Source organism: Pseudolysobacter antarcticus (assembly GCF_004168365.1).
GTDB lineage: Bacteria > Pseudomonadota > Gammaproteobacteria > Xanthomonadales > Rhodanobacteraceae > Pseudolysobacter > Pseudolysobacter antarcticus.
In genome coordinates this window covers 4,251,910-4,264,434 of record NZ_CP035704.1, presented here as the reverse complement: position 1 = coordinate 4,264,434, position 12,525 = coordinate 4,251,910, and the positions used below count along the sequence as shown (strand labels likewise).

Here is a 12,525-nt window from a genome sequence, read left to right as displayed (position 1 = left end):
AATCACGAGAAGCTATTCCGCGACGATCGCGACGGGCGCGATGGCTGCGATATCGCGCGCGGTGTCCGCTGCCGCGCCAGCTTTCAGCATGTGCGCATTTTTCCAGTTGCCGAGACGATAATACGCCAGCGACAGAATCATCGAAGCGAGCGCGCCGAGCGGAAAACTCCACCAGATCGCATCTGCGCCCCAGCTGTCTACGAGCAGGTACGCGAACGGAATACGCAGCAGCCACATCGAGATGAACAGGATGATCAGCGGCGGAATTACCGCGCCGGTCGAGCGCACCACGCCGGAAATCACGAAGGTCACGCCGAAGAATACAAACGACCAGACCACGATCGCATTGAGGTGCTGCGCAATGCGGATGGCGTCGCCGTCGTCCGGCAGAAACAGGCCGAGCGCACCGCGGTTGAACAGATAAATCAGGATCACCAAGCCGCCGGTCATGAGGAAGTTGTAAGCCACGCCGATCACCGCGGTGCGCGATACGCGATCCCACAGTTTTGCACCGACGTTCTGCGCGGCCATCGATGAAACCGCCGCGCCGACCGCAAATGCCGGCATTTGGATGTAGTTCCATAGCTGGAAACATGCGCCATAGGCGGCGGCCGTTTGCGAACCGAAACGGTTCACGAGGCTGATCATGAAAATCATGCTCAGCGAGATCACGATCATCTGCAAACCCATCGGTATGCCTTTGCCGATCAGCGCGCCGAGGATCACGCGATCGATGCGCAGGTAATGGCCTTCGCCACGATGGATGCACAAAAAATGCTTGCTGCGATACAGGTGCGCGATCAGCCCGAACAGGCTCACGACCTGCGCGATCAAGGTCGCGGTGGCCGAGCCGGCAATGCCCATCGCCGGAATCGGGCCCCACCCAAAAATCAGCAGCGGGTTCAGCGCGATATCCAGAATCACCGACACCACGAGGAAAATAAACGGTGTTTTCGAATCGCCCGCGCCGCGCAACACCATCATCAAAAAGGTGTAGGTGAACATGAACGGCACGCCGAGAAAAATGATGCGCAGATACGCCACCGCAAGCGGCAACGCATCAGCCGGCATATGCATCCAGCTCATGAGCTGGTTGGAGAGCGCGAAGCCGAGCAGCGCTACCAGCAACGACAGGCCGACGAAAAACGTCACGCTGGTGCCGACCACGCGTTTGGCCTGATCGACATCGCGCGCACCCATGCTTTGCCCGACCAGAATAGTCGCGGCCATGCCGACGCCGAAGATGCTGCCGATCAGAAAAAACAGGATGGTGTTGGCGTTGGCGGTCGCGGTGAGTGCGGCTTCGCCGAGATAATGGCCGACCCAGATCGCGTTGATCGAGCCATTCAGCGACTGCAATACATTGCCGAACAGAATCGGCAACGAGAAGAAAAACAGGGTTTTTGCGATCGGGCCTTCGGTCAACAACGGGCGAGACGGAATCGAAACAGAACTCATCAAAAATCCTTGAATCACGCCCCCGTGACGCGACCCGTAACGTGTGCGGTTGAATGAATGCAGCGCGGAGCTTAGCAGGCAACTGCCATGTATCGATGTGCCGGAAGATTTATTTTTCGTGCGACGCTTGAATCCGGTGATGCCACAGATCGGCTCGTCAGCGATGAAGTTTCTTCATGGCGCGCTCGAATTATTCGGCAATATCGTTCGCTCATACGATCGCCGACTACCAGCATCGAGCAAGTCATGACGTTTGGCAGCAGGTAAAGGGTACGACTCCGCCTTATGATGGAACATTATCTCGGTCGGCGACGGAAGATTGACGTTGCCGACACCCAAGGTTATCTCGCGGAGCTGTGCATGAATTTGTCGCGCTGGTTGTTATGCATGTTGTGCCTTTCGAGCGCAATCGCGGCGCTGGCCGAGCCGATCGCGAGTGTCGATGCAACGCTGTTTCAGGATTTGCATTGGCGCCTGATCGGTCCGTTTCGCGGCGGCCGTGTACTCGCTATCAGCGGTGTGCCGAACGAACCGTCGCATTTTTATTTCGGCAGCGTGAATGGTGGTGTGTGGGAAACGCACGACTCTGCGCGCACGTGGCAGCCGATTTTCGATGGTCAGTCGATCGGTTCGATCGGTGCGATTGCGCTGGCGCCGTCGAATCCGAAAGTGATCTATGTCGGCAGCGGCGAAGCCGACATGCGCTCGGATATCGCGCAAGGCAACGGCATGTACAAATCGGTCGATGGCGGCAAACAATGGAGCCATATCGGCCTCGACGATACCCAACAGATCGGCCGCGTTCTGATCGATCCGAACGATCCCAATCTCGTCTACGTCGCCGCCCTTGGTCATCCGTACGGAGCGAATGCTGAGCGTGGGGTTTTCCGTTCGCGCGACGGCGGCAAGAGCTGGCAGAACGTGTTGTTCAAGAACGCCGATACCGGCGCGATCGATCTCGCCTTCGAGCCTGGCAATGCGCGCGTGATCTACGCCACGCTGTGGCAAACGCGACGCACGCCGTGGAATATTTATCCGCCGTCGAGCGGCCCGGGCGGCGGTGTGTACAAATCGATCGATGGTGGCGATCACTGGACTGAAATTACCAGCCACGGTTTGCCGAAGCAGGTCGGCCATGTCGGTCTGGCGATTGCGCCGAGCGAACCGCAGCGCGTATATGCGATGGTCGATGCGGTCGACGGTGGTTTATATCGTTCCGACGATGGCGGCGCAAACTTCGTGCGCATCGGCACCGATGCACGTATCTGGACGCGCGGCTGGTATTTCGGCGGCATCACGGTCGATCCGAAAAATCCCGACATCGTGTATGCGTGCAACACCAATCTGTATCGCTCGGTCGATGGCGGCAAAACCTTCGTGCCGAGCAAGGGCGCACCGGGCGGTGACGATTATCACTCGCTGTGGATCGATCCGAATGATCCACAACGGCAGATGCTCGGCGTCGATCAAGGTGCGGTCGTGAGCTTGAATGGTGGCGCGACCTGGAGCAGTTGGTTCAATCAGCCGACCGGCCAGTTTTATCATGTCATCACCGATACGCGTTTTCCGTATTGGGTTTACGGCGCGCAGCAGGATTCCGGTGCGGCCGCCGTGCCGAGTCGAAGCAACAGCATCGACGGCATCAATATGACCCAGTTTCGCGAGACCACCGCCGGCGGCGAGAGCGGCAACATCGCGCCCGATCCTGACGATCCCGATGTGATTTACGGCGGCAATGTCGACAAGCTCGATCTGCGCACGCAGCAGACGCAGGATATCGATCCGACCTTCGCATTTCCCGATCATCATCGCAGCGTCTGGACCTTGCCGCTGACGTTTTCGCATCGCGATGACAAGGTGCTGTATTTCGCCAATCAACGTTTGTATCGCACCGCGGACAAGGGCGAACACTGGCAGCAGATCAGTGCCGATCTGACCCGCGAAAATCCCGCGGTGCCGAAAACACTCGATGCGCCGACTGTCGCCAACAATGAACAGCTCGGGCCGCGTCGCGGCGTGATTTATGCGATCGCGCCGTCGCGGCTCGTCGATCACGATATCTGGGTCGGCACCGATGATGGTTTGATCTGGCGCACGCGCGACGAAGGTCAGCACTGGAGCAATATCACGCCGAAAGCGCTCGGCAGCTGGGACAAGATCGGCATCATCGACACCTCGCATTTTGATGCCGAGACCGCGTATGTCGCGATCGATCGGCATCGGCTCGACGATTTCAAACCGTATATTTATCGCACACGCGATGGTGGAAAAAGCTGGCAACTGATCGCGAATGGAATCGCTGCCAACAGTTTCGCGAATGCGGTGCGCGAAGATCCGCAGCGTCGCGGTCTGCTTTACGCCGGCACCGAAAAAGGCGTGTATGTCTCGTTCGACGACGGTGATCATTGGCAACCGCTGCAACAGAATCTGCCGGTCACATCGGTGCGCGATATCGACGTGCACGACAACGATCTGGTGATCGCCACGCATGGCCGCGCGTTCTGGATCATGGACGATATTTCGCCGTTGCGGCAGCTCGATGCAACGTCGGCAAATACAACGGCGCGGCTGTTTGCGCCAGCGACCGTGCAGCGTTTGCGGCCATCGGGTTTCACCGGCTCACCAATGCCGCGCGACGAACCGCTCGTGCTCAATCCGCCGGATGGCGTGTATCTCGACTACGTGCTGAAAACGGCCAGCAGCAAGCCGATCACACTGACTATATTCGATGCGCAAGGTGGCCTGGTGCGTCGCTATAGCAGCGCTGATGCCGCGCCGAAACTTGATCCGGCCAAACTCGAGGTCGCGCCCGAATGGTTCGAGTCGCCGACGGTACTTTCGACCGGCGCCGGCATGCATCGTTTCGTCTGGCCACTGCGTTACGCGGCTGCGCCGGCACTCGCCGATGGCAATGTTTATGCGAACGGTGTGTGGGCGCCGCCCGGCAAATACACCGTCGAACTCGGTGTCGATGGTGAGCGCAAAACGCAGTCGTTCAATGTCGAAGCCGATCCGCGCATCAGTTTGCCGCAAGCCGCGTACGTGCAGCAGTTTAAACTCGCGCGCAAGCTCGAGGCTTCACGCGCGAAACTCGCCACGGCGAATCGTGAAGCGGAAAAACTCGACAAGGCGCTCACCGCACCGCGCGAAAAAGCCGATGCCAGAATCGCGAAGAACATCGATCTGCTGCGCGCACATATTGCGGAAATTACCGGCACGCACGATCCGGCCAATCCCGGCAATCTCTGGTATCTGCCGCCGAAGTCTTTGAGCAGTTTGCGTTATCTCGGGGCCGCGCTGGACAAGCTCGATCTTGCCGTCAGCAATGTCGATGCTGCACCGACCGCCGATGCAAAAACCGGCTACGCCAAACTCGATGCGAGTTTGGCGAAAACCTTGGCCGAATGGCAGCAAGCCAAGGACAAGGAGTTGGCCGCGTTGAACACGCAGTTGCAGGCCGCGAAACAGCCGGAGATCGTGCTCGATAAAACCACGCTCGATAATTAAGCGTGCGGAACAATCAGGGCGATTGCGGCTCGTGCGATTTTTGCAGGAACACCGCAATCTGCGCCGGATCGAAAATCGGTAACGAACAATTCGATTCGGTGCAGACGAAAGCTGCGGCGCGTTTGAGTTGCGGATAAGTCACGCCCGGATTCGGCAGCGCACCTTCGGCACGGTCCCACCATTCCACGCGCTTGTACCAAACTGGAAGTTGCTGCACGGTCGCGAATAGTTTTGCGGCGTCACGATCGTTGCGGGCGCCAGTGATGGTCAAGTGCAGCGGCTCGGTCTGTGCTTCAGTATCGGCCAGCAGCACGCCGGGATTGGTCAGGTTTTTCAGCGCAAGTTCGGGATTGACGATGTAGCGCAGCGCGTGTTTGGCTGCGGCGCGATGCGCAGGTTTTCCGCTGTAGCGCGCGAGCAGATTGGCGAAACGCGCGAGCGAAACATTCTCGCCGAAATCCGGCAGCGGCTTGATCAGGCCGGCGCCTTTCGCCGAATAAAATCCGCCATTCGGGTCGCTGAAATTTAGGTTGATAAAATCGGCGGCGGCGCTCGCGTGTTGCAACCAACCTCGTTCGCTGGTGGCGCGATACAACGCGAGAAAACCGCGTCCCATCGCCAGTGTGTCGGCCAGATACGGGCCGGCCGCATCGTGCTCGTCGTGGCGAAATCCGCCGCCGGGCAAGGCGCGATGTTTAATGATCCACTCCGCAGATTTTCGTGCCTCACTCAAGGCCGTGGCATCGCCGCCGAGCTCGGCCCACGTCGCGAGCGATTCGATAATCATGCCGTTCTGCTGCGCATAAATATGTTTGTCGACACGCGGCACGCCTAACGCACGACGCTGCGCATCGTCGAGTGCAAAATATTTATCGGAGTGTTCGCCGGGATGCAGATCGGCATCCTGGCTGACATAAAACGCGCCGTCAGGGCTGCGCAGAAACGCATCGAGAAAGCCGCGAATCGAATCGACCGCTTGCCGATCCTGCTCCTTGCCAAATGCCGCCCACGCCAGTGCGTAAACGCGCAGATATTGCGCCTGCAACGTCGCGAGTTTCTCGAAGTGCGGATGCTGCCAATCACCATCGGTGGAATATTGATAGACGCCGCCCCAGGCCGGATCGAATAACGCTCGCGCTGCGTCCAGCGTTTGCCGCGCCATCGCGGTTTCTGTGGCATCTCCGCTCTGGCCGTGGACGATGGCGAACTCGACACTGTCGTAGTCGAGAAATTTTTGCGCTGCCTGCAGGCTGCCGAGGGTGTGATCGTAGGTGTCGCGATAACGCTTCAGCAATTCGTCGCGCGTACTCGCATCGAGCGCGCTATCGTGTTGTGTCGGCATGGCCGCCGCGTCGGCGGTGGCGACGACAATCGGCGAGGGATCGACCACGATCGCCTTGAGCATGCTGAGAAATCGCGGCGCTTCGATGTAACCGCGACGCTTGATGATCTCGGTGCCATCGGCGGCAAATACGACGGTCGCCGGCCAGCCGAAATCGCCATAACGATTGGCGATATCCGGGCGCGAATCCTGATCGATGCGCAGCGCGATGTAGTGCGCTGAAATCTCGGCGGCCACTTCCGGGTTCGCATACGTCTGCTCGTCCATCACATGGCACCAATGGCACCACACCGCTTCGAGATCGAGCAGCACAAATCGATGTTGCGCGCGGGCTTTGGCGAACGCGTCGGCTTCGTTATGCAGCCACACAATTTTGCCGGCATCGCTGGCGTGTACCAGCGGAGTCGCGGCGCAAAAAAATACGATCGACAGCGCGCCGAACACGCGCGCGAAAAGCTGTTTGTGAAAGCGATGCATACAGATAGTTTTCGGCGTGATGAACTACAGACCGACTAGCCGTGAATATCTTTCGACATCACTCCACGATCAAAACGCCGGCAGCACCGCGCCCTGATATTTCTTCGCGATAAATGCCTTCACCTCGGCGCTGGTCAACGCCTTCGCAAGTTTTGTCACGGCCTCGCTGTTGCGATTGTCCGAGCGTGCGACGAGATAATTCACGTACGGCGAATGACTATCCTCGATCGCGAGCGCATCCTTGGTCGGATCGAGCTTGGCGGCGAGCGCATAGTTGGTATTGATCAGCGCGAGATCGACCTGATCGAGTACACGCGGCAACATCGCAGCTTCGAGTTCGCGGAATTTCAGGTGCTTCGGATTGGCCGAAATATCCTTCAGCGTGCACAGCGCGTCGCCCGGATCTTTGAGCGTAATCAGGCCGACCTTGTTGAGCAGCAGCAATGCGCGACTGTTATTGCTTGGGTCGCTCGGGATCACCACATTCGCGCCGTCCGGCAGATCTTTCAGCGCCGCGAACTTGTGCGAGTACGCGCCGAACGGCTCGATATGCACACCGATCACCTTGACCAGATCGGTGCCGCGATTCTTGTTGAACGCATTGAGGTACGGCTCGGTCTGGAAATAATTCACGTCGATGCGTTTCTGCGCGACTTGCAGATTCGGCTGCACATAATCCGTGAACACCTTGATGTCGAGATCGACACCATCTTTCGCCAGCATCGGCTTGATGAACTGCAGAATTTCCGCATGCGGCACGGCAGTCGCGGCCACGCTGAGGCTTTCGTTGGCGTGCACCGAAATCGCGAACAACACGCTCAGCAACAGGAACAGTTTTTTCATGGTGAATCCTTCAACAAAGAATATTTTTAACGGCGGCTAAAACGTGTCACGAGTTTGTCGCCAAGCATTTGTAAAAGTTGTACGAGCACGAGCAGCAACACGACCGTGACTACCATCACGTCGGTCTGGAAACTTTGATAACCAAATCGATAGGCAAGATCGCCGAGTCCGCCCGCGCCGATCGCGCCGCCCATCGCGGTGTAGGAAACCAGCGCAATCGCAGTCACGGTGATGCCGGCGATGATGCCGGGCCGCGCTTCGGGCAACAGCGCGCCGAGCACGATCTGGCGGGTGCTTGCGCCCATCGCCTGCGTGGCTTCGATGATGCCGCGATCGACTTCGCGCAAGGCGGTTTCAACCAGCCGCGCGAAGAATGGCGCCGCGCCGACGACCAACGGTGGAATCGCGCCAAGCACGCCGAGCGATGTGCCGACGATATGTTCGGTCACCGGCATCATGAGGATCATCAAAATGATGAACGGCACCGAGCGCAGAATATTCACGACCAGCGACAACACCGCATACAAACCGCGCTGTTCGAGCAACTGGCGTTTCGAAGTGAGGAACAACAACACACCGAGCGGCAGGCCGAGGACGATCGTCAGCGCCAGCGAGCCGCCGAGCATCGCGAGCGTATCGATGCAAGCGCGGCCGACATCGGCCCAATCGGTGTTCGGAAACCACGTTTGCAACCACGTCGTATCCATCAGTGCAACTCCGTGCCGTGCACATCGGCGACATGCACGTTGGCCGCGGCGAGCTGGCTCAACGCGGCTTCAATATCGCCGCCGACCAGCGCGAGCGTGAGCTGGCCGTACGGCGTTTCCTTGATGCGATCAATGCGCCCGGAAAGAATGCTGTAGTCCACGCCGGTCGCGCGCGCGATGCTGCCGAGCAGCGGCGCATAGGTTGCTTCGCCGCGAAAGGTCAGGCGCACGACACGTCCGCTGACGTTGGCCAGATCGCTGCGCAACTCGTTCTCGTCGACGTTCTCGGCTTCGAACACAAAACGTCGCGTGGTGGCATGTTGCGGATGCAGAAATACATCGGCGACCGTGCCGCTTTCGACGAGGCGCCCCGCATCGAGCACGGCAACACGATCACACACGCGGCGAATCACATCCATCTCGTGCGTGATCAGCACGATGGTCAGGCCGAGCTCGCGATTGATCTCGGCCAGCAGCTGCAATACCGAGGCGGTGGTTTGCGGATCGAGCGCGCTCGTGGCCTCGTCGCACAGCAGGATTTTCGGCCGGCACGCGAGCGCACGCGCGATGCCGACGCGCTGTTTTTGTCCGCCGGAAAGTTGCGCCGGATATTTGTCGGCGTGATCGCTGAGGCCGACACGCGCGAGCAATTCGGCAACACGTGTTGCGATTTCCGCACGCGACGAAACTCCAGCCAGGCGCAACGGAAACGCGACGTTCTGCGCCACGGTTTTTGCGCTGAGCAGATTGAAATGCTGGAAGATCATGCCGACCTGCCGGCGCAACGCGCGCAAGCCGTTCGCGTCAAGTTGGGTGATATCGTCGCCGTCGATCAACAGTCGGCCCGCACTCGGCCGTTCGAGCAGATTGATCAGCCGGATCAAGGTCGATTTGCCCGCGCCGGAATGCCCGATGATGCCGAACACTTCGCCGCTTTCAATGCGCAGATCGATCGCATGCAGCGCGGGTTGCTCGCGGCCATCGACGCGATAGGATTTGTGGATATCGTGCAGTTCGATCAAGACAAAAAATTCCGGCGGTTTCAGCGTGCGCGAGGATAACGCAACTACGCGCGAGCGCATGTGACGACGGCAAACACCGATCGACCGCGCACGATAAAGAGTCGCCCCCATTCCAGGCAAACGACGTTTGCTTTTACCGATATGCGATCGCGGAATATGCAGCGCTCACCAAAGCATCGGCACTTCGAGCGTGGCCACCGCAGCAGTGAGATGCGGGCCGAGGTAACAATGCGAGCCGCAACTGATCAGGCCGGCCTCGCGAAACGTCGACAGATACCAGCGCGGCGAGCGTGCGATAAAACCGTCGGTGTCGCCGGCCAGCGCATCGTCGGCGGTGAACAGTTCGAGAAACGCCACGCCCTGCAATTGTTCGGCGATGCCGCGCAGGCCGCGCTTGAGCTCGGGCGTGCGCACGTAATGCAACACATCCGAACACACGATCAGATCAAAACCCTCATCGAAACGCAGCTCGCCGAGCTGGCCGAACGTGGCGAGGCGGATATTGCGTGTGCGGCCAAAACGCTCGACCACGTATTCGCTGCTATCGAGCCCGAGATAGGAAATTTTCGGACGCTCGGCCTTCAGCACCGGCTGCCACACGCCCTCGCCACAGCCGATATCCAGCACGTTGTGAATCGGCCGACCCAGATAATATTCGGCGGTGCTGATCGCGAGTCGCGCCTTGCGCATAAGCGCCTGACGTGAACCGATACCGAGATTTTCCTGGCGATACCAGCGGTCGAAATAAGTGCGGTCGTAGATTTTTGGCATGAATAGAATTAGGTCGATGGTGGGTCAGGTGTATACAAATATTCAGAGTATCTGCTGGCCCGAATGCTCGGGGTAAAACGTCACTCGCATGGCGTTGACAGTCCGTTAGAATCAATGGCTAGCCGCTATTAGATATAGAATCTGCTGCTCGCCGCTCCAACCCTCAGGTGGCTTGCTAGTGCTCCACCACGGCATCCCTGAGTCAATCCATTTTTGACGGCGCTCAATGTACCAACTGGCTCGGGCTTGCTCATCTCCGCCGCAAGAATCTTCGTATCCAAAGTGCGTGCCACAACACGGGCAAATCTCATGACTCGCCGTGCCGTTAAGCCAAGGCGGAGCTGAAAGGTCGAAGTAACACAATGGGCATTTATTGGTGGCAATCATTGGTGGCACCTAATGCCGGAATCAAGCCGAGTCGCAGAGCGACGTCGGCTTGATTGATTTTTTAGCCTAATCTCCGACGAGTTCACGAATTTTCTGAACAATTAATGCGTAGTCAGGTCCGGCGGTGCCGAAACGATCGACCAAGGATTTGTCATTTTGTTCGCCAGGCGTGAGCACGCTTTCGACTAATTGGCCAACAGGCGTGCCTCGTTTGTAGATGCGTACCTGCTCGTGCTGATAATTGGGTAGTTGGACAGGGACATGACCTAAGCCTATTCCTGCAAGGGCTTGGCTGATTTCGGAAACTACATTCACACCTAGCCTCGCTGAGCCATGTGCATTGCGAAGGACATCCATAGTGAAAGTGTGAATATTTCCATTCTTTTCTACATCATCTTTAATCTGATCCCAGCTCATTCATTTCTCCAATATGGCTGTATGCGCTACATTTGAAATACCTTGCAAGGCGCGCGTAGTTACAAAGGTGAAAAGCCTAACTAATGATCAGACAACGAAGCCGACAAAACCTGCAAAGCCAACCTCAGCCAGATCGCCCACAATACCAGCGAGCTCAGGAAATACACGGCGAAACGATGCGAGACACGATTGTAGGTCGTGTGGATAAAACTGTGCAGACACCGCAGCGCGAAGTACGCCCAAGCCAGCCACACGTAGATCGCATCGTCGCGGTGCAGAATCAGTAGCAATACGGCGGCGAGGTAAAATAATACCGGCAGCTCGAACAGGTTGCGCAGGTTGTCGCCCGAAGTGATGAAAGCGCGCGGCAGGTTGCAGTTGAACGGCGTGAGATCGTCGATCGCGATCTTGTTCTTGCGTGCCGCGTTGAACCGCACGACATACATCTGCAGCCAGACCACGAAGGTCAGCAGCACCAAACCGAACACCGGCAGCAAAATCGTATTCACTTGCATTTATTGCACCTCGGCGCTATGACTCAACGGAATCCGGCGTTGAGTTTGTCGAGCGCCGTTTTGCCCGGGCAAAGTTCGCGCGCGGCCAATGCATTCAGCGGGCGCGCCGTGGTGTGCAGGTGCTCGTGCATGTCGCTGGCATTGGTATCGATGTAGAGCAGGCCGGTGACGACTTCGCCCTTGGCCTGATGCTCCTGCGTGTAGTTCATCGCGGCGATGCGATTGTGCGGATCGTAGTCGGGCGCGATCTTGCGCAGGCGCAAAACACTGCCGTCGTGTTGTTCGACTTCGAGCAGTTCACCGGCGGCAAAATCGACGCGGATTTCCTTGCGCAGCGGAATTACATCAAGCCGATTCACGGCCTCGTTATGCTCACGCACGTACTCGTAACTCTTGGTGCTGCCGGCGTGATTGTTGAACGCCACACATGGACTGATCACATCGAGAAACGCCGCGCCGCGATGCGCGATCGCGGCCTTGATCAGCGGCACGAGCTGATGTTTGTCGCCGGAAAAACTGCGCGCGACAAAACTTGCGCCGAGCTGCAGCGCCATGCCGACCATATCGAGCGGACTGTCGCTATTCACCACGCCGCGTTTCGAGGTGGAACCTTGATCGGCGGTCGCCGAAAACTGGCCCTTGGTCAGGCCGTACACGCCGTTGTTCTCGACGATATAAACCATGTTCACGCCGCGGCGCATGCAGTGCGCAAACTGGCCGAGACCGATCGAGGCCGAATCGCCATCGCCCGATACACCGAGATACAACAGTTCGCGATTCGCCAGATTCGCGCCGGTCAACACCGATGGCATGCGCCCGTGCACGGTGTTGAAACCGTGCGACTGGCCGAGGAAATAATCCGGCGTTTTCGAGCTGCAGCCGATGCCGGAAAGTTTCGCGACGCGGTGCGGCTCGACATCCATTTCCCAGCACGCCTGGATGATCGCGGCGGAAATCGAGTCGTGGCCGCAGCCCGCGCACAAGGTGGAAATCTTGCCTTCGTAATCGCGCCGCGTATGGCAGAGTTTGTTCTGCGGCAGGGTCGGGTGATGCAGTTTGGGTTTGGCGAGATAAGTCAT

General features: G+C 58.3%; 10 protein-coding genes. 1 reads left to right on the top strand and 9 read right to left on the bottom strand.

Annotation, left to right across the window (positions count from 1 at the left end; all coding sequences use genetic code 11):
• Positions 1–12: 12 nt before the first annotated feature.
• Complete coding sequence (locus tag ELE36_RS18290) at positions 13–1,443, bottom strand: MATE family efflux transporter (RefSeq protein ID WP_425480921.1); 1,431 nt, start codon at positions 1,441–1,443, stop codon at positions 13–15.
• 375 nt (positions 1,444–1,818) lie between these two features.
• Between ELE36_RS18290 and ELE36_RS18285 the strand changes: the two genes are divergently transcribed.
• Entirely contained in the window at positions 1,819–4,965 is a 3,147-nt protein-coding gene (locus ELE36_RS18285; protein ID WP_242512303.1) for a WD40/YVTN/BNR-like repeat-containing protein, read from the top strand.
• Between the two features lie 13 nt (positions 4,966–4,978).
• Here ELE36_RS18285 and ELE36_RS18280 read toward each other — a convergent pair whose 3' ends face one another.
• The 8 genes from ELE36_RS18280 to ELE36_RS18240 form a co-directional block, all read right to left on the bottom strand.
• Positions 4,979–6,784, bottom strand: a complete 1,806-nt coding sequence (locus ELE36_RS18280) for a thioredoxin domain-containing protein (RefSeq protein WP_129835847.1) — start codon at positions 6,782–6,784, stop codon at positions 4,979–4,981.
• Positions 6,785–6,853: 69 nt separating this feature from the next.
• Complete coding sequence (locus ELE36_RS18275; protein ID WP_129835845.1) at positions 6,854–7,627, bottom strand: MetQ/NlpA family ABC transporter substrate-binding protein; 774 nt, start codon at positions 7,625–7,627, stop codon at positions 6,854–6,856.
• Positions 7,628–7,653: 26 nt separating this feature from the next.
• On the bottom strand, positions 7,654–8,334 hold the full coding sequence (locus ELE36_RS18270; RefSeq protein WP_129835843.1) for a methionine ABC transporter permease: 681 nt from the start codon (positions 8,332–8,334) through the stop codon (positions 7,654–7,656).
• Positions 8,334–9,356: a methionine ABC transporter ATP-binding protein gene (locus ELE36_RS18265; RefSeq protein ID WP_129837003.1), complete on the bottom strand. Its 1,023-nt coding sequence runs from the start codon at positions 9,354–9,356 to the stop codon at positions 8,334–8,336. Before ELE36_RS18265 ends, ELE36_RS18270 begins: the two co-directional genes overlap by 1 nt.
• Before the next feature lie 165 nt (positions 9,357–9,521).
• The gene (locus ELE36_RS18260; RefSeq protein ID WP_129835842.1) at positions 9,522–10,127 is read right to left on the bottom strand and encodes a class I SAM-dependent DNA methyltransferase; all 606 of its coding nucleotides are present in this window, start codon (positions 10,125–10,127) and stop codon (positions 9,522–9,524) included.
• Positions 10,128–10,580: 453 nt separating this feature from the next.
• Complete coding sequence (locus ELE36_RS18250; RefSeq protein ID WP_129835838.1) at positions 10,581–10,931, bottom strand: hypothetical protein; 351 nt, start codon at positions 10,929–10,931, stop codon at positions 10,581–10,583.
• Positions 10,932–11,011: 80 nt separating this feature from the next.
• Positions 11,012–11,446: an MAPEG family protein gene (locus ELE36_RS18245; RefSeq protein ID WP_129835836.1), complete on the bottom strand. Its 435-nt coding sequence runs from the start codon at positions 11,444–11,446 to the stop codon at positions 11,012–11,014.
• 23 nt (positions 11,447–11,469) lie between these two features.
• A complete protein-coding gene (locus ELE36_RS18240) occupies positions 11,470–12,525 on the bottom strand; it encodes a 2-oxoacid:ferredoxin oxidoreductase subunit beta (RefSeq protein WP_129835834.1) in 1,056 nt (351 codons plus the stop codon).

What these genes read in the sequence shown, in the direction of transcription:
- ELE36_RS18285 (WP_242512303.1), top strand. Translation starts at nt 1,819, where the DNA reads ATGAATTTGTCGCGCTGGTTGTTATGCATGTTGTGCCTTTCGAGCGCA.
- ELE36_RS18280 (WP_129835847.1), bottom strand. Translation starts at nt 6,784, where the DNA reads ATGCATCGCTTTCACAAACAGCTTTTCGCGCGCGTGTTCGGCGCGCTG.
- ELE36_RS18275 (WP_129835845.1), bottom strand. Translation starts at nt 7,627, where the DNA reads ATGAAAAAACTGTTCCTGTTGCTGAGCGTGTTGTTCGCGATTTCGGTG.
- ELE36_RS18270 (WP_129835843.1), bottom strand. Translation starts at nt 8,334, where the DNA reads ATGGATACGACGTGGTTGCAAACGTGGTTTCCGAACACCGATTGGGCC.
- ELE36_RS18260 (WP_129835842.1), bottom strand. Translation starts at nt 10,127, where the DNA reads ATGCCAAAAATCTACGACCGCACTTATTTCGACCGCTGGTATCGCCAG.
- ELE36_RS18250 (WP_129835838.1), bottom strand. Translation starts at nt 10,931, where the DNA reads ATGAGCTGGGATCAGATTAAAGATGATGTAGAAAAGAATGGAAATATT.
- ELE36_RS18245 (WP_129835836.1), bottom strand. Translation starts at nt 11,446, where the DNA reads ATGCAAGTGAATACGATTTTGCTGCCGGTGTTCGGTTTGGTGCTGCTG.
- ELE36_RS18240 (WP_129835834.1), bottom strand. Translation starts at nt 12,525, where the DNA reads ATGACTTATCTCGCCAAACCCAAACTGCATCACCCGACCCTGCCGCAG.